At 36.7% G+C, this 21,935-nt stretch carries 24 protein-coding genes; 21 read left to right on the top strand and 3 right to left on the bottom strand.

The genetic code is table 11. From position 1 onward, the window contains the following. The 14 genes from bshB1 to Q9306_RS07620 all read left to right on the top strand — a co-directional run bounded on the left by bshB1 (position 1) and on the right by Q9306_RS07620 (position 13,541). A complete protein-coding gene (gene bshB1 / locus Q9306_RS07685) occupies positions 1–705 on the top strand; it encodes a bacillithiol biosynthesis deacetylase BshB1 (RefSeq protein WP_306196942.1) in 705 nt (234 codons plus the stop codon). Then, entirely contained in the window at positions 702–1,847 is a 1,146-nt protein-coding gene (gene bshA, locus Q9306_RS07680) for an N-acetyl-alpha-D-glucosaminyl L-malate synthase BshA (RefSeq protein WP_306196940.1), read from the top strand. Before bshB1 ends, bshA begins: the two co-directional genes overlap by 4 nt. Continuing rightward, positions 1,834–3,027, top strand: coding sequence for a CCA tRNA nucleotidyltransferase (locus Q9306_RS07675; protein WP_306196938.1), 1,194 nt, complete (start codon positions 1,834–1,836; stop codon positions 3,025–3,027). Before bshA ends, Q9306_RS07675 begins: the two co-directional genes overlap by 14 nt. Beyond that, a complete protein-coding gene (locus Q9306_RS07670) occupies positions 3,012–3,992 on the top strand; it encodes a biotin--[acetyl-CoA-carboxylase] ligase (RefSeq protein ID WP_306196935.1) in 981 nt (326 codons plus the stop codon). Before Q9306_RS07675 ends, Q9306_RS07670 begins: the two co-directional genes overlap by 16 nt. A gap of 388 nt (positions 3,993–4,380) precedes the next feature. Further along, positions 4,381–5,217 carry a 3-methyl-2-oxobutanoate hydroxymethyltransferase gene (panB, locus tag Q9306_RS07665; protein WP_306196933.1) on the top strand — a complete coding sequence of 279 codons (837 nt, stop codon included), beginning with the start codon at positions 4,381–4,383 and terminating at the stop codon, positions 5,215–5,217. Beyond that, complete coding sequence (panC, locus tag Q9306_RS07660; RefSeq protein WP_306196931.1) at positions 5,217–6,065, top strand: pantoate--beta-alanine ligase; 849 nt, start codon at positions 5,217–5,219, stop codon at positions 6,063–6,065. Before panB ends, panC begins: the two co-directional genes overlap by 1 nt. 12 nt (positions 6,066–6,077) lie before the next feature. Next, positions 6,078–6,461 carry an aspartate 1-decarboxylase gene (gene panD, locus Q9306_RS07655; protein WP_020059575.1) on the top strand — a complete coding sequence of 128 codons (384 nt, stop codon included), beginning with the start codon at positions 6,078–6,080 and terminating at the stop codon, positions 6,459–6,461. A 160-nt stretch (positions 6,462–6,621) separates the two neighbouring features. Beyond that, positions 6,622–9,411 carry an ATP-dependent DNA helicase DinG gene (gene dinG, locus Q9306_RS07650; RefSeq protein WP_306196928.1) on the top strand — a complete coding sequence of 930 codons (2,790 nt, stop codon included), beginning with the start codon at positions 6,622–6,624 and terminating at the stop codon, positions 9,409–9,411. Between the two features lie 236 nt (positions 9,412–9,647). Next, positions 9,648–9,818 carry a YpmA family protein gene (locus tag Q9306_RS07645; protein WP_081904925.1) on the top strand — a complete coding sequence of 57 codons (171 nt, stop codon included), beginning with the start codon at positions 9,648–9,650 and terminating at the stop codon, positions 9,816–9,818. A 7-nt stretch (positions 9,819–9,825) separates the two neighbouring features. Further along, positions 9,826–10,302 (top strand): cell wall elongation regulator TseB-like domain-containing protein, encoded by a 477-nt coding sequence (locus Q9306_RS07640; RefSeq protein ID WP_306196926.1) that lies wholly within the window; start codon positions 9,826–9,828, stop codon positions 10,300–10,302. Between the two features lie 18 nt (positions 10,303–10,320). Next, the gene (locus Q9306_RS07635) at positions 10,321–11,508 is read left to right on the top strand and encodes a pyridoxal phosphate-dependent aminotransferase (RefSeq protein ID WP_306196924.1); all 1,188 of its coding nucleotides are present in this window, start codon (positions 10,321–10,323) and stop codon (positions 11,506–11,508) included. A 147-nt stretch (positions 11,509–11,655) separates the two neighbouring features. Then, positions 11,656–12,363 carry a DNA replication protein DnaD gene (gene dnaD / locus Q9306_RS07630; protein WP_306196921.1) on the top strand — a complete coding sequence of 236 codons (708 nt, stop codon included), beginning with the start codon at positions 11,656–11,658 and terminating at the stop codon, positions 12,361–12,363. Positions 12,364–12,378: 15 nt separating this feature from the next. Beyond that, positions 12,379–13,032 carry an endonuclease III gene (gene nth / locus Q9306_RS07625; RefSeq protein ID WP_306196919.1) on the top strand — a complete coding sequence of 218 codons (654 nt, stop codon included), beginning with the start codon at positions 12,379–12,381 and terminating at the stop codon, positions 13,030–13,032. After that, the gene (locus Q9306_RS07620; RefSeq protein WP_306197097.1) at positions 13,032–13,541 is read left to right on the top strand and encodes a YpoC family protein; all 510 of its coding nucleotides are present in this window, start codon (positions 13,032–13,034) and stop codon (positions 13,539–13,541) included. The genes nth and Q9306_RS07620 overlap by 1 nt, the downstream gene beginning before the upstream one ends. A gap of 29 nt (positions 13,542–13,570) precedes the next feature. On the opposite strand, the gene Q9306_RS07615 is transcribed toward Q9306_RS07620, so the two are convergent. Then, positions 13,571–16,144 carry a transglycosylase domain-containing protein gene (locus Q9306_RS07615; RefSeq protein WP_306196916.1) on the bottom strand — a complete coding sequence of 858 codons (2,574 nt, stop codon included), beginning with the start codon at positions 16,142–16,144 and terminating at the stop codon, positions 13,571–13,573. Positions 16,145–16,209: 65 nt separating this feature from the next. After that, positions 16,210–16,815 (bottom strand): Holliday junction resolvase RecU, encoded by a 606-nt coding sequence (gene recU, locus Q9306_RS07610; protein WP_306196914.1) that lies wholly within the window; start codon positions 16,813–16,815, stop codon positions 16,210–16,212. Positions 16,816–16,918: 103 nt separating this feature from the next. Between recU and Q9306_RS07605 the strand changes: the two genes are divergently transcribed. From Q9306_RS07605 to Q9306_RS07595, 3 genes are all read left to right on the top strand, one after another. Then, positions 16,919–17,920 carry a DUF2515 domain-containing protein gene (locus Q9306_RS07605; RefSeq protein ID WP_306196912.1) on the top strand — a complete coding sequence of 334 codons (1,002 nt, stop codon included), beginning with the start codon at positions 16,919–16,921 and terminating at the stop codon, positions 17,918–17,920. 411 nt (positions 17,921–18,331) lie between these two features. Then, on the top strand, positions 18,332–18,574 hold the full coding sequence (locus Q9306_RS07600; protein ID WP_098915250.1) for a hypothetical protein: 243 nt from the start codon (positions 18,332–18,334) through the stop codon (positions 18,572–18,574). A 13-nt stretch (positions 18,575–18,587) separates the two neighbouring features. After that, positions 18,588–18,938, top strand: coding sequence for a YppE family protein (locus tag Q9306_RS07595; protein WP_306196909.1), 351 nt, complete (start codon positions 18,588–18,590; stop codon positions 18,936–18,938). A gap of 25 nt (positions 18,939–18,963) precedes the next feature. Here the strand turns inward: Q9306_RS07595 and Q9306_RS07590 are convergent, their stop codons facing one another. Further along, positions 18,964–19,173, bottom strand: coding sequence for a YppF family protein (locus tag Q9306_RS07590; RefSeq protein WP_098915248.1), 210 nt, complete (start codon positions 19,171–19,173; stop codon positions 18,964–18,966). 327 nt (positions 19,174–19,500) lie between these two features. Between Q9306_RS07590 and Q9306_RS07585 the strand changes: the two genes are divergently transcribed. The 4 genes from Q9306_RS07585 (at position 19,501) to gpsB (ending at position 21,893) form a co-directional block, all read left to right on the top strand. After that, on the top strand, positions 19,501–19,881 hold the full coding sequence (locus Q9306_RS07585; RefSeq protein WP_020059560.1) for a YppG family protein: 381 nt from the start codon (positions 19,501–19,503) through the stop codon (positions 19,879–19,881). 438 nt (positions 19,882–20,319) lie between these two features. Next, positions 20,320–20,862, top strand: a complete 543-nt coding sequence (locus Q9306_RS07580) for a CotD family spore coat protein (protein ID WP_306196906.1) — start codon at positions 20,320–20,322, stop codon at positions 20,860–20,862. A 64-nt stretch (positions 20,863–20,926) separates the two neighbouring features. After that, a complete protein-coding gene (locus Q9306_RS07575; protein ID WP_306196904.1) occupies positions 20,927–21,481 on the top strand; it encodes an SLOG family protein in 555 nt (184 codons plus the stop codon). A gap of 70 nt (positions 21,482–21,551) precedes the next feature. Beyond that, a complete protein-coding gene (gene gpsB / locus Q9306_RS07570) occupies positions 21,552–21,893 on the top strand; it encodes a cell division regulator GpsB (RefSeq protein ID WP_035434984.1) in 342 nt (113 codons plus the stop codon). The last annotated feature ends 42 nt before the right edge of the window (positions 21,894–21,935 follow it).

Below are 21,935 nucleotides of genomic sequence, written 5' to 3'. Positions count from 1 at the left end.
ATGAGCGGATTACATATATTGGCTTTCGGTGCCCATGCCGATGATGTTGAAATCGGTATGGCGGGCACGATTGCAAAATATACGAAACAAGGATATGAAGTAGGGATTTGTGATTTAACAGAGGCAAATCTTTCTTCTAATGGAACAGTGGAACTGAGAAAACAGGAAGCGCTGAAAGCAGCCCGCGTACTTGGTGTACAGGAGCGTTTGAACTTAGCGATACCAGACCGAGGCCTTTATATGAAGGAAGAGTATATTCAAGAGATTGTGAAGATCATCCGTACATATAAACCGCAACTAGTGTTCGTACCATTTTATGAAGATCGTCATCCGGATCATGCAAACTGTGCAAAACTTGTAGAAGAAGCTATATTTTCAGCAGGAATTCGTAAATATATGCCGGAAATTGCGCCGCATCGGGTACAATCACTCTATTTCTACATGATTAATGGTTTTCATAAACCGGATTTTTGTATCGATATTAGTTCTTATATTTCTGATAAGATTGCTGCGCTAGAAGCGTATGAAAGTCAGTTTACAAAAGGACCGGACGGTGTGATTACTCCGTTGACGGAAGGATATGTAGAGACAGTTGTAGCACGGGAGAAAATGTTTGGAAAAGAAGTTGGCGTGAAGTATGCAGAAGGGTTTATGAGCAAAAGACCAATTCTATTAGATGAAGATTTAATAGGGGGAGTAAAATGAAATTAAAAATAGGGATTACTTGTTATCCTTCTGTTGGCGGTTCAGGAGTAGTTGGGACGGAATTAGGAAAATTATTAGCGGAGCGCGGACATGAAATTCATTTTATTACATCAGGATTGCCGTTTCGTTTAAATAAAGTGTATCCGAATATTTATTTTCATGAAGTGACAGTGAATCAATATTCTGTTTTTCAATACCCTCCGTATGACTTAGCGTTAGCAAGTAAAATGGCAGAAGTAGCGCAGAGAGAAAAGTTAGATATATTGCATGTACACTACGCAATTCCACATGCGATTTGTGCATATTTGGCGAAGCAAATGATTGGAGAGAACATTAAAATTGTCACGACATTGCATGGAACAGACATTACAATATTAGGATCTGATCCTTCTCTCAATAATTTAATTCGTTTTGGAATTGAACAATCGGACGTTGTGACGGCTGTATCACATTCACTTATTGAAGAAACGTATGATTTAATAAGTACGCAAAAAGAAATTGAAACAGTTTATAACTTTATTGATGAGCGTGTGTATTTTCAGCGAGATATGTCACAGTTACGAAAAGAATATGGTATACAAGAAGACGAAAAAGTCTTAATTCATATTTCGAACTTTCGTAAGGTAAAGCGTGTTCATGATGTTGTGAAATCATTTGCCCTCATTGTAAAACAAGTAAAAGCAAAATTATTACTTGTTGGTGATGGTCCTGAGTTTTGTACGATTGTTCAGCTTGTGAAGCAGTTAGGAATTGAGGACAGAGTCTTATTTCTAGGAAAACAAGACAATGTAGCAGAGCTTCTGGCAATGAGCGACCTCATGCTGTTGTTGTCTGAAAAAGAAAGTTTTGGACTCGTATTACTGGAAGCGATGGCGTGCGGTGTCCCTTGTATTGGTACACGTACTGGGGGAATCCCTGAAGTCATTCAGCACGGAGAAACGGGATACATATGTGAAATAGGAGATACAGAAGGCATCGCACAGCAAGCACTATCACTTCTTCAAGACGATGCATTACATCGTAAAATGGCGCAGCGTTCTATGCAAGTAGTGAACGAACAATTTAGCTCAGAAGAGATAGTTTCACAATATGAAGCAATTTATTATGACATATTAAGGGATGACAAACATGGAACGATTTAAACGAGCGGCTTCAATTATTAAGACGTTAACAGAGAACGGCTTTGAAGCGTATTTTGTAGGTGGGAGCGTGCGCGATTATATCATTGGTAGAACAATTGGAGATATTGATATTGCGACATCTGCTTTGCCAGAAGATGTAATGCGTCTATTTCCGCGTCACGTTCCTGTTGGAATTGAACACGGGACGGTTATTGTTTTACAAGAAGATATTCCATATGAAGTAACAACGTTTCGAACAGAAGGTGATTATGAAGATTTTCGGCGTCCTAGCAGTGTGCAATTTGTTCGTTCATTGGATGAAGATTTGCAACGCCGTGATTTTACAATGAATGCAATTGCTATGAAAGAAACGGGAGATATCGTTGATTTATTTGGCGGACAAGAAGCAATTGTTAAGAAGGAAATTGCAACTGTTGGAAAACCAGTCGATCGCTTTCAAGAGGATGCTCTTCGAATGATGCGTGGTATTCGCTTTGTTAGTACACTAGGTTTTACCTTAGAAGAAGGAACGAAACAAGCCATTATAGAGTATGGACATTTACTAGAACATATCGCAATTGAAAGAATTGCAGTTGAATTTGAAAAGTTACTTGTTGGTACACACTGTGCAAAAGCACTTCAGTTATTGGTAGAAACGAAATTATATGAGCATTTACCTTATTTACAAATGTGCGGGGAGTATATTGCAAAAGCAGCAGAGTATGATTGGAACTTTTTCAAAAGCGATACGGAGTCGTGGGCGTTTTTCTTATATTGCATGAGAGAAGAACATCCATCTGTTTTTTTACGACAATGGAAATTCTCGAATAAAAAAATAAAAGAGATTGTATCCGTTCTATTATATGTAAAAGCACGAGAAAAACAAGAATGGGATGCACTTTTATTATATAAAGCCGGGAAAGATGTTGCCGTTATGGCAGAGCGCGTATATGAAGGAATTATGAATACATATTTACATTCGAATGCCAGCCGTGTAGAGAAGGTATATGATGATTTACCAATTTGTAATCGTCAAGAGTTGCAAGTCAGTGGTAACGATTTGTTATCGTGGTCAAAGGAACAGGCAGGACCATGGGTTGCAAATGCATTGCAAAAAATTGAAGAAGAAGTCGTATCCGGCCGATTAAAAAATGAGAAAGAGTGTATAAAGGAGTGGCTGCATAAATGCAATCTGCTATAAGAAAACAGTTATTGCAAATCTTTTCTGAAGCTAATGGCGAATTCCTATCGGGACAAACGATTAGCGAGAAGCTTGGGTGCTCAAGAACAGCTGTATGGAAACATATGGAGGTCCTTAGAGAAGAAGGATATGAGCTAGAAGCTGTACGACGCTTAGGTTATCGCATTGCAAGTAAGCCAGACAAAGTAACGGCAAATGAAATTCAGCTTGGTTTACAAACAGAGTTTTTAGGCCGAACGGTATACTTTGAAGAATCGGTAACGTCTACACAGCAAATTGCAGCTCGTCTTGCTTATGAAGGAGCAGCTGAAGGAACTGTTGTTGTTGCAGAGGAGCAAACAGCAGGTCGTGGCCGATTAAGCAGAAAGTGGCACTCGCCAAAAGGGACAGGGATTTGGATGAGCATTATTTTACGCCCGGCACTTCCGATTCATCAAGCTCCGCAATTAACATTGCTTGCTGCTGTTAGCGTAGCGCAAGCCATTGAAAAGTGCACAAATCTTTCCGTTGGCATAAAATGGCCAAATGATATTTTAATTAATGGGAAGAAAGTGGTTGGCATTTTAACAGAAATGCAAGCAGATCCTGATAAAATTAATGCTGTTATTATTGGAATTGGCATTAATGTGAATCAAAAGCAAGAACATTTTGCTGAAGATATCCAGCACATAGCTACTTCTTTAGCAATTGAATCAGGAAAAGCAATTGTACGAGCTGAAGTGATGCAGCAAATTTTCTTGCAGATGGAAAAGCTATATAAAGAATATTTAGAACGCGGTTTTTCAGTGATTAAGCTACTTTGGGAAAGTTATGCTGTAAGTATTGGAAAAGAAATTACAGCACGGACGATGACAAATACAATCACGGGAATTGCAAAAGGAATTACAGCTGATGGTGTCCTTATACTTGAAGATCATGACGGGGTTGTACATCATATTCATTCCGCTGATATTGAAGTAAAGTGAAAGGTTTAGCAGTTATTCTTTACTTCTTTGCTTATGAAAAACGAAATCTCATTTCTTAATAGATTAACATCAATATATAGCCCTTTGCTTACAAAAGCGAAGGGTTTTAGTTTATGGAAAATGATTTTCTTTTTTAGAAAAGTATAGCAATTATGTTTTGCTATTTGTTATAATAAGGGCGAATATGGGCAGTATCGATTGGAACTGCACCGCTATGTGGAAAAATCAAAATAAACATGTGGTTCTGCCTTGATCCAAAATAGGACTGGGACAGAGGGATGAATATTGCCGAATGATACTACCCTTCTGCCTTTTTACGGTCAGAAGGGTTTTTTATATGTTTTTTCATCCGGTCATCTCCTCTCTCCAGATAAAGGAGGAGAAATTTGTGAAAACTGTGACGGATTTTTTGAAAATGAAAGAACAAAATGAACCGATTGCGATGGTAACTGCGTATGATTATCCATCCGCAAAGTTTGCTGAAGAAGCAGAAGTTGATATGATTTTGGTGGGAGACTCGCTTGGAATGGTTGTCCTCGGCTATGATTCAACAATTCCTGTAACTGTCGATGATATGATTCATCATACAAAAGCAGTGCGCCGCGGTGCGAAAAATACATTCGTTGTAACGGATATGCCATTTATGTCTTATCACGTTTCACTACAAGAAACGATGCATAATGCACGCCGCATTATTCAAGAAAGCGGTGCGCATGCTGTAAAAGTTGAAGGAGCAGATGAAGTTGTATCAATCATTCGTTTCCTTACGAATGCAGGTGTTCCAGTTGTAGCTCATTTAGGGTTAACTCCGCAATCTGTTGGTGTGTTAGGTGGCTATAAAGTGCAAGGGAAAGATGCAGAAAGTGCGAAACAATTGCTTGAAGATGCGAAAAAGTGTGAAGAGGCAGGAGCAATTGCACTTGTATTAGAGTGTGTACCGATGCAATTAGCGGAATTTGTAACAAAGCAATTATTGATTCCGACTATTGGTATTGGCGCTGGGAATCAAACAGATGGTCAAGTTCTTGTCTATCATGATCTGATTACGTATGGCGTTAATCGTGTTCCGAAATTTGTGAAGCAATATACGTCTGTACAAGAAGAAATTGTAAGAGGGATTGGACAATATGTTCATGAAGTGAAGCTGAAACAATTTCCAGAGAAAGCACATTCATTTACGATGAAAGAAGAAGAATGCTTAGCGTTATACGGAGGAAAACAGTAATGAATATTATTACAACAGTGCAAGAGATGCAGCAAATCGCAAGTGAGCTTCGTGCAAGCGGAAAAAAGGTTGGATTCGTTCCAACGATGGGATTTTTGCATGAAGGTCATTTGACGTTACTGAGACAAGCGAAAAAAGAAAATGATATCGTCATGTTAAGTATATTTGTAAATCCGTTGCAATTTGGACCGAATGAAGATTTAGACCGTTATCCACGTGATATTGAGCGTGATGAGCGTCTAGCGCGTGAAGTAGAAGTGGATTATTTATTTTATCCAAGCGTTGAAGAAATGTATCCAGGAGAGCGAACAACGAATATTGAAGTGATAAAGCGTACAGATGTTTTATGTGGAAAGCAGCGACCTGGTCATTTTGCAGGCGTAGTAACGGTATTGATGAAACTTTTCAATATTACAATGCCAAATCGTGCGTATTTTGGGATGAAAGATGCACAGCAAGTAGCAGTTATTGAGGGATTTGTCGGTGATTATAATATTCCTGTTACTATTGTACCAGTTGACATTGTAAGGGAAGAAGATGGATTAGCGCGCAGTTCTCGAAATGTTTACTTATCTGAAAGAGAACGCCAAGAAGCACCGCATTTATATAAAAGTTTATGTATGGCAAAAGAGCAGATTGTTAATGGGGAGCGTAGCCCAGAAAAGGTTACGAACTTTATTAAAGAATATATTGAAACGAACACAAATGGTGTTGTCGATTATGCTGATCTTTATGCATATCCACACTTAACGCAAGTTGAACAAATAAACGGCCAAATCATTCTTGCAATTGCTGTGAAGTTTGAAAATGCACGACTAATTGATAATATTACACTTACGGTTCAATAAGGGGGAGCAACTATGTTTCGCACAATGATGAGAGCGAAGTTACATCGTGGTACAGTAACAGAAGCAAATTTAAATTATGTAGGAAGTATTACAATTGATGAAGATTTAATGGATGCAGTAGGAATTGTGGAAAATGAGAAAGTACAAATTGTGAACAATAATAATGGTGCACGTTTAGAAACATATGTTATAAAAGGAGAACGCGGTACGGGAGTCATTTGTTTAAATGGAGCAGCAGCTCGCCTTGTTCAACCAGGAGATAAAGTTATTATTATTTGTTACGGACTCGTTTCAGAAGAGAAAGTATTAACGCATATTCCGAAAATTGCTGTTTTAGATGATAATAATCAAATTGTGGAAATGCTTGGAGCGGAAAAAGCAGGCACGATTTTATAATGAATAAGAAAAGCTATCTCTGAAAAAAGGGATAGCTTTTCTTATGTTAAAGTAAAATTATTTCATTTTTTGTATCTATTCATTAAGATGAAGGAAAACGTGGTATAGTAACACTATAGAAATTTTTGTTGTGCAAAGGTAAGAAATTGAGGTGTCAAAGATGAGTAAGCGTTACGTCGTAGTCGATATAGAAACGACAGGGAATGCCTGGAAAGATGGGAAAGATAAAATTACTCAAATTGCAGCAGTTGTTGTAGAGGATGGAGAAATCCTTGAAATTTTCTCTTCTTTTGTAAACCCCGAACGGGACATTCCACCATTTATTACAGAATTGACGGGGATTGATGAAACACTTGTGAAACAAGCTCCGTTATTCCGAGATGTGGCGCCGATGATTGTTGAACTATTACAAGGTGCGTACTTCGTTGCGCATAACGTTCATTTTGATTGGAATTTTTTGAAAGAAGAATTACGGCAGGCTGGATTCTCAGAAGTAACATGTTCGAAAATTGATACAGTTGAACTGGCGCAAATTTTATTGCCGACAGCTGATAGTTATAAATTACGTGATTTAGCTAAAAGATATGGTTTTGATCATGATCAGCCTCATCGTGCTGATAGTGATGCAATGGTGACAGCAGAGATCTTTTTACAATTCCTTTCTAAAATGGATAGTTTGCCTCTAGTTACGCTGCAATCACTATATGAGTTAAGTGATATGTTTCAAAGCAACATAGGAGAGATTATGTCTGCATGTATTTTAAACAAAATGATGCATGGAACAGATGATGAGAAAGAATATGATATATACCGAAATATTGCTTTAGGTAAACGCAATTATACATTGCAGATTGAAGAAGATTCTCCTACTGATTTTTCTTCTTTTTTAACAGAAACGATGCAGCGTTTAAAGGAAGTAATGCTGTCTTTTGAAGAAAGAGAAGGGCAGCAAATGATGATAAATGAGGTTTACGAGGCGCTTCGGGATTCCCGTTTTTCATTAATTGAAGCGGGAACAGGTACGGGGAAAACATTAGCATATTTACTCCCAAGTATTTTTTATGCGAAAGAAAAAGAACAACCGGTCGTTATTAGCACACAAACTGTGCAGCTGCAGCAACAAATTTTAGCAAAAGAAATCCCACTGCTGAAAACAATACTTCCATTTCCGTTTGAAGTAGCAATGTTAAAAGGGAGAAAACATTATTTGTGTTTACATAAATTTGAGCATGCATTGGGAGAAATTGAAAACAATTATGATGATGCATTAACGAAAGCGAAAATTTTAGTATGGCTTCTTGATACAGAATCAGGAGATCGAGATGAGTTGAATATTCCAGCTGGCGGGAAGCTATTGTGGGATCGAATTTGCAGTGATGCTCATAGTCCGAGTAGGATGAAAAGCGCTTGGTTTAGCCGTTGCTTTTATCAACGTGCAAAAAACAAAGCATTATTTGCAGATGTTGTAGTCACAAATCACACTTTATTATTTCAAGATTTTGTAAGTAGTGAACCGTTGCTTGCTTCATGTGAACACATTATTTTTGATGAGGCTCACCATCTTGAAGAAACGGCAAGCCGGGCGTTAGGAGAGCAATTTTCTTGTATGTATTTTCAACTCGTATTATCTCGGTTTGGTACGCTAGAAACATCTAATGTGCTTAATAAAGTGTATGAGATGATGAAGCAATCACAAATTGCTACACGTTCTACTTTTCAAACGATTAGCTATATGTTGAAAGAAATAAAATTTGATGCAGATGAATTATTTCAAATGCTGCGTACGTTTATATTTCAAAAAACAAAGCAGGAACACGTAGTTGGAAATATACCGCTTATTTATCGTTATGATGTTAAAAAGGAAAGAGGTAAGCTTTGGCGCAGTATTGTGGAATTAACGGATCGTTTTGTTCACCAGATAGGGCGAGCACTTACACTATTAGAAAAACAATGTGAAATGTTGCAAAAGCAAAGTGAATGGGAACTGCATGTGGTTACGGGAGAGTTTGTTCATCTTACTGAAGTTCTTTCTAAAATGATCCAATCTTTACGGATGCTTATTTTAGAAGAAACGAGTCATGTGACATGGATGGAAGCTGAAACGAAAGGAACCATTCATTCAACGATTTTATACGCACAGCCAGTTCATATTAGTGATTTATTTGCTGATCAATTTTTGGCACGTAAACGAAGTGTAATTTTCACATCAGCTACTTTAACAGTAAATGATACGTTTGATTATATAGAAGGGGAGCTTGGTTTAGAGGATTTTACACCAAATACAGTAACAATTCCATCACCGTTTCATTATGAAGAGAAAGTAAAGCTAATGGTTTCAACAGATGTTCCTCATATTAAACATGTAAGCGAAGAAGAGTATGTAAGAGCGGTTTCGAAGCATATTACAAAAATTGCGAAAGCTACTAATGGTCGAATGCTTGTTTTATTTACATCATACGAAATGTTAAAAGAAGTATATGGGGTATTAAAGAAGGAAGATGAGTTAGAAGAATTTTTGTTATTAACACAAAGTGTTCATAACCGTAGTCGTAGCCGAATGATTCGAAAGTTTCAAGAGTTTGAAAAGGCTATTTTATTAGGAACGAGCAGTTTTTGGGAAGGGATTGACATACCAGGAGAAGCGTTAAGTTGTCTTGTTATTGTGCGTCTTCCGTTCACATCACCGCATCAACCGATGATGCAAGCAAAAGGTGAGCGATTAAAGGAAAAGGGAGAAGACCCATTCACACAGCTTGCTTTGCCGCAAGCAATTCTTCGATTTAAACAAGGATTTGGACGCCTTATTCGTACAACGGCGGATACAGGAACAGTGTTTGTGTTAGATCGTCGTCTTACTGCATCTTTTTATGGAAAACGATTTCTTCAATCGCTTCCAAGTGTCCCGTTGTATGAAGGACCACTAGACGACTTAATAAAAAAAATGAAATAAAAGTTAACGCCTGAAGTAAATTTACTTCAGGCGTACCATGTGGGTAGGAGGAATTTTTATTTTTTCTTACATTAAATATAGAAATACATTGGTTTTCGTCTTCAAACCTTTTTTTGAAGAACATGTCCTGCTATAATAGATGGGTGATGAAGCAGGGGTTAGAAAGAATGTACCCTTATTGTAACCGCAATGCGTTCTTTTATAATTAGAAATTTTTGTGTAACGGAGGAGTTTTCATGGAGAAGAAAATTGAAGTATTATCAACGACGCGTCTGACGTACTCGTCTGATTTATATAAGGTTGTTGATAGTTTAAATCGAACATTAAAAGAAAAAGATCTGATGTTCGGATTAGCATTAGACGAAAATGAAAAAGAGACAGCAATTTTTACGATTTACAGAACGTAGGGATACAATGAAAAAGTGGATCTTGACAATTTTAATTGTAATCGTTGCAGTTGTTTTATACGGGGGCCACATTTATAATACGACCATGGAGAAAAAAGTCCCAAAAGAATCGAAATCAGTTGAGATTGCAAAGGAAAAAGCAAAACTCACAAATGTAACAAAAATTGATTATTATAACGGCAAAACTCCATATGAAGTTGTACAAGGTGTGAATGAAAAAGGAGAACAATATATCGTATGGGTGCCTGAGAAAAAAGGAGATATTCTCGTGCAAAAAGCGAGCGAAGGTATCTCTGAAAAACAAGCATTGCAAATTGTTGCGAAAGAACGAAAACCAAAAGAATTCGTGAAAGCAAAATTAGGCGCTGAAAACAATGTTCCATTATGGGAAGTTACATATATTGATGATGAAAATCGTTATACTTATTATTATCTTGCCTTTAAAGATGGTAAGTTTTTGAAACGATATAGTATTGAAAAATAAGTGCAGGGGGAACTCAGGATGAAATTAGCAAAGCGAGTAGCTGCTCTAACACCATCTTCAACGTTAGAAATTACAGCAAAGGCACAAGCGTTAAAAGCGGAAGGACATGATGTGATTGGTTTAGGAGCAGGAGAGCCTGACTTTAATACGCCAGAGCATATTATAGAGGCTGCTTATAAAGCAATGCTAGAAGGTCATACAAAATATACGCCAACAGGTGGATTAGCTGCGCTAAAACAAGAAATTATGAAAAAGTTTGAGCGTGATCAAGGCTTATCATATGAACCATCTCAAATCATTGTATGTAACGGTGCAAAGCACGCTTTATATACGTTGTTTCAAGTATTGCTTGATGAAGGTGACGAGGTTATTATTCCAACTCCGTATTGGGTAAGCTACCCAGAACAAGTGAAGCTTGCAGGCGGAGAGCCAGTGTATGTAGATGGTTTGGAAGAAAATCATTACAAAATTACACCGGAGCAATTACGTCAAGTAATTACAGAAAAAACGAAAGCTGTCATTATTAACTCACCTAGCAACCCAACAGGGATGATTTATAGTAAAGAAGAGCTGCAGCAGCTTGGGCAAGTATGTTTAGAGCATGACATTTTAATCGTTTCTGATGAAATTTATGAGAAATTAATTTATGGCGATGCAGAGTATACATCAATTGCGCAGCTTTCTAACGAATTACAAGAACAGACGCTTATTATTAACGGGGTATCAAAATCGCATTCAATGACAGGATGGCGCATTGGCTATGCAGCTGGTAATAAAGAGCTCATTAAGGCGATGACAAACTTAGCGAGCCACAGTACGTCAAACCCTACTTCAATTGCACAGTACGGAACGATTGCTGCTTATGCTGGAGATCAACAGCCTGTAGAAATTATGCGCAGAGCATTTGAAGAGCGATTAAATATCGTATATGATAAGTTAATTCAAATTCCTGGGTTCTCTTGTATTAAACCGCAAGGAGCGTTCTATTTGTTCCCAAATGTAAAAGAAGCAGTCGCATTAGCTGGTTATGAAACGGTTGATGAATGGGCAAAGGCATTACTAGAAGAAGAAAAAGTTGCCCTTGTTCCAGGAACAGGGTTCGGGGCACCGAACAACGTTCGTTTATCGTATGCGACTTCACTTGAACAGTTAGAGAAAGCACTAGAACGTATTCATAGATTTATGAAAAACAAAATGGAAGGCTAAGCACGGCTCTTTCGTTCTTACTTCTACAAACTGTTTATAAGACAGTTCAAATGATACCTCCCTATATGAAAGGGAGGTTTTTTTGACGAATTGTGCCAAAAAGAAATATGAAGAGGTGTGTTATACTAGAAAGCGAGGTGTTTGAGTATGAAGAAGAAAATTATGTTAGAGTGGTTTGAACAAGGTAGTATTGTAATTCCAAAATTATTAATGATGCATTACAAAAAACTCGGTTTGAATGAAATTGAATTTATGGTGCTGTTGCATGTTCATACATTTTTAGAATCAGGAAACTCCTTCCCAACACCAGGAGAAATTGCAGAGCGGATGACGATTACACAAACAAAGTGTATGGAGATTATTCAGACGTTAATTCAAAAAGGTTTTTTAGCGTTAGAAGGAGGTCGGAAATCTGCCGCAATGATTTGTGAAAGTTACTCACTACAGCCTCTGTGGGAAAAAATATTACATTTTTTAATGAGTGAAAATATTGAAGAGGAAGAGCGAGAACAAAAACAATTACAAATCAATTTATATACAGTATTTGAGCATGAATTTGGCAGACCTTTATCTCCATTTGAATGTGAGACATTAGCGATGTGGCAAGATCAAGATCATCACGATCCACTTTTAATCCAAACTGCTCTTCGTGAAGCAGTTATGAGTGGAAAATTGAACTTCCGATATATTGATCGTATATTGTTTGAATGGAAGAAGAACGGAATTAAAACGGTGGATCAAGCACAAAATCAAGGCCGGAAATTTAGAGAAAGTCAACAGCGGAATCAGCAAGTATCACGCCAAGAAACGAAGTATACTGGAAAAGTGCCATTTTATAATTGGCTAGAGCAGTAATGGTAGGAGGAAATAATGCTAAATAAAACACAAATTAGATACTGTCTCGATGTCATGGGAGAGATGTACCCAGAAGCGCATTGTGAACTGAATCATGACAACGCATTTGAACTTGTTATTGCGGTTGCATTGTCTGCACAGTGCACAGATGTTCTTGTCAATAAAGTAACAAAAAGTTTATTTCAGAAATATAAAACACCAGAAGATTATTTAAGTGTGTCTATAGAAGAGTTGCAGCAAGATATTCGCTCTATTGGTTTGTACAGAAATAAAGCAAAAAATATTCAAAAACTATGTCGTATGCTTATTGATGAATATGATGGAGAGGTGCCGCAAGATCGAGATGAGTTAACGAAGCTGCCAGGCGTAGGACGAAAAACAGCAAACGTTGTTGTCTCTGTTGCATTTGGTGTTCCAGCCATTGCAGTTGATACGCATGTAGAACGTGTGAGTAAGCGACTTGCCATTTGTAAATGGAAAGATTCTGTATTAGAAGTAGAGAAGACGTTAATGAAGAAAGTACCGATGGAAGAGTGGGGAGTAACACACCACCGCATGATTTTCTTTGGGCGTTATCACTGCAAAGCGCAGCGCCCACAATGTGAAGAATGCAAGTTATTAGAGTTATGCCGTGAAGGAAAGAAGCGTATGAAGGGAACGGAAAAATGATGAAGCAAGTACTTGAAATACCAAATGACTTTCGGCGTGTTCCTTTCTTTGAAGATGCGACTATCATTGCATACGATGCAGAGAAATCCTTTGGAGAGCTAGTAGAAGAAACATGCTTTCTCTTTGATATCGAGCAGCAATATAAGCCATGGAATGAAATAGAAGTAAGTATTGCTGCTGTATTAAGTGTATGGAAAGTAAAAAAAGAAGAACTTTCTACATTCTTTCGTAATCGAAAAGAAGCAAAAGCACCGATGGTCCAATTTGCTGGGCATCTTTTATCTATTTTACATTGGATGAATGGAATACCTGTTACAAGTTTACAAAATATGAGCGAACAAATGGAAAGACTAGAGAAAAAGCCAGTTAACTTTTTAGAACGTTATTCATTCATTATAAATAAGCCGAATCATTATCATTCTTTTATTCAGCTCACACAGTTGTATGAAGAAATGGAAAAATTATATGCAAAAATACTGATTATGCAAAAGAAGCCATCTTCCCGTTAGGAAGATGGCTTCTTTTTTCACTATCGTAATTATTGATTCGGTTTATTGGGGGTTCCTCCGCCGGTTGGTGGATTTGGATTTTGATTATTTCCCCCACCATTTCCGGTATTTCCGTCACCCGTTGTAGGCGTTCCTCCGCCATTTTGGTTATTTCCATTGTTTTGATTTTGATTCTGTTTATCTTCTTCAGCTTTCTTTTTCGCATCTTCTTCAGCTTTTTTCTTAGCGTCATCTTCGGCTTTTTTCTTAGCGTCATCTTCAGCTTTTTTCTTAGCTGCGTCTTCCTCCGCCTTTTTCTTCGTATCATCGCCACCAGGTACTACATACGTTATTGTTACGGGATCACTAGAGCTACCGTTCTTTTTCGCTACAAGAGAAATTGTATAAGTAGCACCAGGTTTGACACCGCTAATTGATGCGCTTGTACCACTTATTTTTGGACTGCCGCTAGAACCGTCACTACCTTTATAGCTTAGTGAATATGATACGTCTGAATCGGATGACGCAGACCAACTTAATGATATAGTTTGTGATGCCGCATCATATGATGGAGTGATTCCAGCTGGTCCATCTACGTTGACTTTTGGAACATCATCTTTTTTCGCACCTTTAACATAAAGTTCGCTACCGATGCGTTCTACACTACTTGGCATTTCAAAGCGGGATGTATCACTTCCAAATTCACTCATCATCGCTTTAAACAGACGCTGTGCGATAACTGATGAGTTTTTGTCAATATATCCTTCACTTTGTTTATTATATCCTGTCCATACAGCCATTGTATATTGTGGTGTATAACCTGCAAACCAGCTATCAGGACTTGCGGAAGCAGGGAAATCATAATCACGTAATTGTTTCGCATCATAGTTTGTTGTTCCTGTTTTACCAGCAACGTCTAATGAAGGAATATTTGCTGCTTTACCAGTACCAGATTTTACAACACTACGCATCATATCAGTAACCATGTATGCTGTAGAATCTTTCATTACTCGTTTTCCTTTTTGAGTATAGTTTACTTCTTTCCCATCAGGATAGACTACTTTTGTAACGAAATGCGGTTTATGATATACACCGCCACTTCCGTAAGCTGCATATGCTCCTGCAACTGTAAGAGGAGAAGAGTGATTACTACCAATTGCTGTTGATTCTACCGCACCATCTTTTCCAAATGTAAAACCAAGTCCTTCTGCGAAAGCTTGAGCTTTATCACGGCCGACTTCATTTGCTATTTTTACAGCTGGAACGTTACGTGACTGCGCTAATGCTTCACGGCTTGACATCATACCTTTATGACCGTTGTCAAAATTTCGAACCTCTCGTTTTCGATCGGTTTCATAATAGTACGTTGAGTCATCAACTTGATGATACGTAGACCATTGTTTGTATTCAATAGCAGGGCCGTAGTCAAAGACTGGTTTCATTGTTGAACCAACTTGGCGCTGCATGTCAATAGCCATATTTTGCCCTTTAAATGTTGCTTTATTTTCACCGCGTCCGCTCCCGAGTGCACGAACTTCACCTGTTTCCGTATCCATAAATACGAATGCACCTTGGAATTTTTCATCCGGGTAGTTAATGATTTCTTCTGTGTTCAACATTTTATCCGCATATTCTTGAGCTTTTGTATCTAATGTTAGATAGATATTAAGACCATCAGAACCAATGTTTACATCTTTATCTGCTGCCTCAAGTTCTTTTACAGCACCATCTATAAAAGCTGGATATGGCATTTGCGTTGCTTCTTGAGCTGGTTTAAGACCGTCTGTTACTGGAATTTTCCTGGCATCGTCCATCTCTTGCTTTGTAATATAGCCATGTCTGTTCATTAAATATAATACTGTGTCGCGTCGTTCAGTGGCAGCTTTCACATTTTCTTGCTTTGTAGGATCAAATTTATTAGGACCTTGTGGTAATCCTGCAAGCATCGCTGCTTCGTTTAATTTTAAATCTTTTAATTCTTTCCCATAATAATTTTGCGCAGCAGTTGCAATTCCGTATGAGCGGTTACCTAAGTTAATTTTGTTTAGATACATCTCTAGAATTTCATGTTTTGAATATTGCTGCTCTAGTTTGTAAGCTAAATACCATTCTTGTACTTTACGTTTCGTTGTTTTTTCCATCGTCAAGAAATAGTTTTTAATAACTTGCTGTGTAATGGTACTACCACCTTGAGAACCAAAACCACCTGTTACGTTTTCGAAGATGGCTTTCGTCGTACGCTTAAAATCAATCCCGTTGTGCTCATAAAAGCGTGAATCTTCTGTAGCTATGAAGGCATTTTCTACTACTTTCGGAATTTGATCATATGTGACCTTCGTTCGTTTCTCAGCGCCGTATTCATAGAGGAATTTTCCATCTTTATCATAAAATTTTGTTGATAATGGAACTTCAAGCTTTGCTTTATCTAGTTTTGGAGCATCTTTTACCATAACAAAGAAAGCAGAAACTCCAGCTACTAGTGTCACAATGCCGATTAATAAGCAAGTGATTAGAAATTTACGTAGAAAAGAACCTTTTTTCTTTGGTTTCTCTTTTTTAGGATGTTCTTGCTTCTGTTTTTTAACTTGTTTTCGTTCTTCACGAGAACGATAATTTTCTGACATTATACTTTCTCCTACCTTTCATTTTCTCCCCAAAAGTCGAAAAATGAGCCTTATTGTTGACTCTATCACGAAAAATAAAGTGTGTCTAGTGTGTGAATATAATCAATGCGGGGATGATATCCGCATTGTAATAAGTACCCACATTTTTCTATTTCTTCTTTTGTAATGGATTTACGCCCACCATCTTCTTGTCGATTCCAAAATGTAATGATATGTTTCGCTTCCAATAAATAAAATTCATCGTAAAGAGTAAATTTAATAATAACAAAGGCAATTCCGTTATGAGCTAATACTTCTTTCATATGATTGATTTGATGAAGATGGAAGTTTTGCAAAGGGAAGCTCGTTTTATTTCTCGTTTCTTTCGCTTCAAAATCAATGTACTTGCCTTTGTATACACCGTTGTAATCAGTTGTAGAAGGTTGCTTAAAGTACGCTTCTTTAATTACGGCAGCGCTTCGTTTTGGATAATCGACCTTTACGATTTGAAGAGGTGTCGGCTTTTTATGCACACAAGCAATATTGTGAGTTAAATAGTATTGATTTGTTTCATTCAACTCCTCTTCAAGGGACATCCCCCTATTACTATAAGTGTGTTTTCTTATAGGTGATAGGTTATGGGTTGGTTGAGTCTGAGTATACTTTCTTCCGTTTGGATAACGAATGGTCATAATTTGTCCACTCCAAATTGCATAGAATTACTTACAAAGGTGATTATATCAAAAAAAATAAAAAATAGGCTATTTTTTTGGAGAGATAGGAGATGAAAGCATTGTGTTTATGCAACGTGAATATGAAAAAATAAGACGAAAAAGAAAGATATCTTCTTATACAAATGAAGAAAAAGAGCTTGTAAATTATATTCAGCAACAAACGATTCTTGCGAATGCTGACAACATTTCGCGTACACATGCTTATAAGGAATACTATGAGCGTAATAAAGAAATTCGTTGGTCATTTTTAGCTAGTATGGTGTCTCGAAATGCAGGTTGGAATATGACAGATTTAGAAGGAAAATATTATCCAAAAGTTTTATCGCAGGAGATACGGAAACAGTTATTTCTTACATATGAACGTGCGAATTGGCTCATTTTTTTAGATGCATATCCACAGCTGTTATTGTACGAATATAGTAAACGAATGAAAAAGCCATTGTTTCATTTATTACAAATGTTCTCCGTTTCAGTATTTATGGAAGGGGAATGGTCTCGTTTTTGGGAGCAAAAAAAAGAAGAACGACTTATGACAGCTCTTATTATTAATGAACAATGCACGATTCAAGAACCTGTAATTGAGCATCCTTTTTATCAAAAGCATATTTTTCAAACATTAATGTTTAAATTTCAAGAGTTATTTCATTTTAGTGCAGTAATTTTTCCGACAATAGCTGGGAATTTATACGGTTTTTCTGTCCATCAATTTGAAACATTAACAAAGAGAATTGAATTAGGAAAACAATTAGCATGGTTGTTGTTTAGTCCAACTTATAAGGAGTTATTTGATACATTTTCTTCTCAAACAGTTCACACGGGATCCAGATTCGATTATGAACAATATCTCAATTTATCTAAGGAACAAGATACGCCGCAGCTTCGTGATGTATTTTCTGTTGTTTCCCATCACCGTAAGGCAGAAAAAGATTGGTTTCAGTCAGGAGTGGATGTAGAAGAGCTATTTTTATTTGAAAAGCCGAAAGAAGAAGTTGAAATAACAGAATGGTTTTTACAAAAACAGAAGCAATTACATTTCTTTGCTTCAGTACAAAGTTTCTTTTAGCGTGAGTTATGTAGAAGAGGAAATGGAGAATGTCTGTACATCAATAAAATAAGTGGAGAGTTTTATATTCATGATATAATAAAAAAAATCCCGCTTTGCGGAAAGCGGGATTGAAACCATCCGTAAGAAAAATGATCATTATTATGTCGCAGGGAAATTTGGGCCGTCTAATTTTGGATTTCCTGTTTCTGGTTTATTTTGTTTGTTTTGAGGTTGTTTTTTCTTGTTTTCATTTTTGTTTTTAGCCAATGTCGACACCTCCCTTTCGTATTGTTGCCACTTTCATAAACTTCATACAAAAAATCACTTTCTTTGCCGAATTACAACTAGTTTTGTCAAGCATGCAGGAGTAAAAATAGAGCTGTCGAATTAACTTGACAAAGAAAAAGCAAAGAGGGAGGCGTATTGAAGATGAAAATGGTTCAGAAAGAAGATGTAATGAAAAAGATGGATCAGATGTTAAATACTCTTGATTTGCTTGAAATGAACGTGTCGCTTATGGTTGATCATGCGCTTAAGGATAAAAGAGAATTTGTAGTCAATAAAGTAGAAGTAATGGAAATGCATATGAAACATATGGAAACGAAATTATTGAATCATGAAGAGAAAGGTAACTGGGTACAAACGTTTCAAATAGTAGCCGTTAGTATATAAGTAGGTGGGAATAGTGGAATATATAACATTGATTGAATTAACAAAAAAACTAATTGAGTATAACGATGAAACAATTATAAAAAAACGAGAAAGTGAAGAATGTGAATTTGACTTTTATCATGATATAAAGCCATTTGTATCTGTAGTGGATCAAAACTTAGAAGAGTGGAAACGACTCGCTTTGGATTGGTTGCAGCGTACAAAGCCTAAATACATACATGTACAGCAAATTGAACAAGTATGTACAAATTTACAAAATAATTCTTTACAGTGCTTTGCGAAGAAAATGAATGGAAAACGTTTTTTTGAAACGCATCAAGCAATTCATTATACGTTACAAAATATTTTAGAACAATGTAAGTAAAAAGAGGGGAAAGCCCCCTCTTTTTTTATGCCTCAGTTATAATATCTTTTTCTGTTTCGTAAGTTGGTTTTGTAGCCCCTATTGTTTCTAATTCACGTATTACACTTCTATACTCTGATAAACAAATTTTTCCTTGTAGATAATAATGTCTTGCGAAATCAAGTAACTCATTTAAATCTTCAGGTTCATACCCCTTTTTTACGACAAATTCTTGTTTTAAGTCCCCTAACACCATGTTGATTCCTCCCCATAAGAATCTTTTCTATTTAATGGTAGCATACAAACGCTTACTTTTTTATTTTTCGAAAATTTAAATTTCTTAAAAATTAAGGTTTGTACTACGGTATCACGCTATTTCAGACAGTAAGAACCTTATTTCAAACTTTTAGCGAAAGGAAATAGAGATAGAAGGTAATCGGTGACATATGTCTAGATAGTAAATTTTTCTCATCGGTAGATAAAGCAGGTTCTACCCAATTTTGCAACTTATAGGACAATTACACATTTTCTTTTTGATTTCATATTCTAACTATATAGAAAACCGTTAGAGGAGGGAGAATCCATGTTTCAACATTCTAACATGTATCAGAGTGAACAAGACCCATATTTACGTTACAATATGTATCCTTTTACGCCTTACTATATGAATTACAATAATTATTTTCAACCGTTTCAACTTCCACACATGAATCAGCCAACGTTTTATCCACCGAAACAACCTACTCAATCTTCTTTTTATCCACATACGCCATATCCAATGATGAATAAACAAAACTACACAAAGCAACAGCCAGGTCAATTTTCTAGTTTTATGTCGCAGTTTAAAACAACTGACGGAAATTATGACATTAATAAAATGATGGGTACTGCAGGTCAAATGATGAATGCAATGAACCAAATTACCGGTATTGTCAAACAAGTAGGTGGCTTTTTTATAAAATGAAATTAATCTTTCATAAATGCTTTTCCAATGAAAGGTTAATTGAAGAAATTGAAATCATCCGGGTAATTTTGTTAGGTCATTTATATAGGAAGAGACGTGTGAAAGACTATTACAATATCTTGATATACGGGGACTGATAAATACACAAATTTGGAAAATGAAATTTCATAAAAAAGAGTTGTTCGGACCTCCTATCCATTTTACAATGACAGTAGCGTTAAAAATATAGAATATGGAGAGGACGAATGTGAAGAAAGTTATTCTACTTTTGTTTTTTGTCATGATTACATTAACAATTTTTATTTTCACAAACTTTAAACAATTTTTATAGGCAAATTTCCAATATAGAAATAGGTGTTTGTAACAAACGGCTTTTACCCTTTTCACATATTGTAAAATGAAAGGTTATTTTCAATTTGTGAGAGGAGAGAAAAGACTATGTATCATTGTCATCCTTGTTTTGGAGGAATGGGTCCAGTTTCACCAATATCAACAACACCTCCGATTGTGCATCCGACTAAATGTTGTGAAACACACACATTTTCAAAAACGGTGGTACCTCATATCCATCCAACGCATATGAAACACGTTCACCATCAGGTAGTACAAGAGCAACACTATTTCCCGCAAACAAACTCTAATGTGAATGTTATCCAACCTGCTCCTCCAACAGTTGTTGGAGGATTTGGCGGTCCTGGTCCTGGAGTTGGAGGATTTGGCGGCCCTGGCCCTGGAGTTGGAGGATTTGGCGGCCCTGGTCCTGGAGTTGGAGGATTTGGCGGCCCTGGCCCTGGAGTTGGAGGATTTGGCGGCCCTGGCCCTGGAGTTGGAGGATTTGGCGGTCCTGGTCCTGGAGTTGGAGGATTTGGCGGATGTGTTCCATGTGGTCAAGTATCACCATTTGGACCGAATATGAGCCCGCAAGCTGTATCACCAGCAGCAAACATGGGTCCAAATGTAGGTGGCATGTTTAAAAAGTAAGTGCTATGCTAGAACTAGCAAATTGCTAGTTCTTTTTTTTTGAGACGAAAAGAGGCGTTTTGTATTGAAAGTTGTAGCTGTTACAGGATATAAACCATTTGAACTGGGGCTTTTTTCAAATGAACATCCTGGTGTAGAGTACATAAAAAAAGCGGTACGCAAAAGATTACTTTCTATGTTGGAAGAAGGGTTAGAATGGGTAATTATTAGTGGGCAATTAGGAGTGGAGCTATGGACAGCTGAAGTAGTATTTGATTTACAATTAGATTATCCAGACTTAAGGTTAGCTGTATTTACTCCCTTTTTAGAACAGGAAGAAAATTGGAAAGAAAACAATAGGGAGTATTATGAATTCATTCTTTCGCAAGCGGATCATGTAGATAGCATAACAAAGCGAAAATATGAAAGCCCGGAGCAATTCCGTTTAAAGAATCAATTTTTAATTGAAAAAAGTGATATTCTGCTTGCTATGTATGATGAAGAAAAACCAGGAAGCCCTAAATATATGGTGGAAGTAGGAAGAAAAAAAGCAGAAACTCAAAATTATCCATGTTATTTCATACTTTTTTCTGATTTACAAGATATAATAGAAGAAGAGCAGTGGAATAAAGATATATGATTGACAAAATGAGCTGTTTCTGAAAAAATTTAAGTAATGAAAGTTTTGGTAAAGACTTGAGGTGGAATGAATGATTTCTGATAAAATTAAGTTAACAGCAAAAGATATTTTAGAAAAAGAGTTTAAAACAGGAATGCGAGGATATCAACAAGAAGAAGTTGATAAGTTTTTAGACTTAATTATTAAGGACTATGAAGCATTTCATAAGGAAGTTGAGCAATTAAAACAGCAAAATGCACGTTTAAAACAAGAATTGGAAGAACAAAAGCAAAAAGCGTTGAGTGTACAAGTACAACCAACACCATCTCCAATTTCTACTCCGCAACCAGTATATAACAATACAAATACAGATATTTTAAAACGTCTTTCGAATTTGGAGAAAGCTGTATTTGGAAGTAAACTGTACGAGTAATGGAAGAGAATAAATAAGTTCGCAGTATTTTTCGGATAAAAA

Origin of the sequence: Bacillus multifaciens (assembly GCF_030756675.1) — a bacterium.
GTDB classification, from domain to species: Bacteria; Bacillota; Bacilli; order Bacillales; family Bacillaceae_G; genus Bacillus_A; species Bacillus_A multifaciens.
The sequence above is the reverse complement of the archived record's forward strand: the minus strand, read 5'-3'. Positions and strand labels throughout refer to the sequence as shown.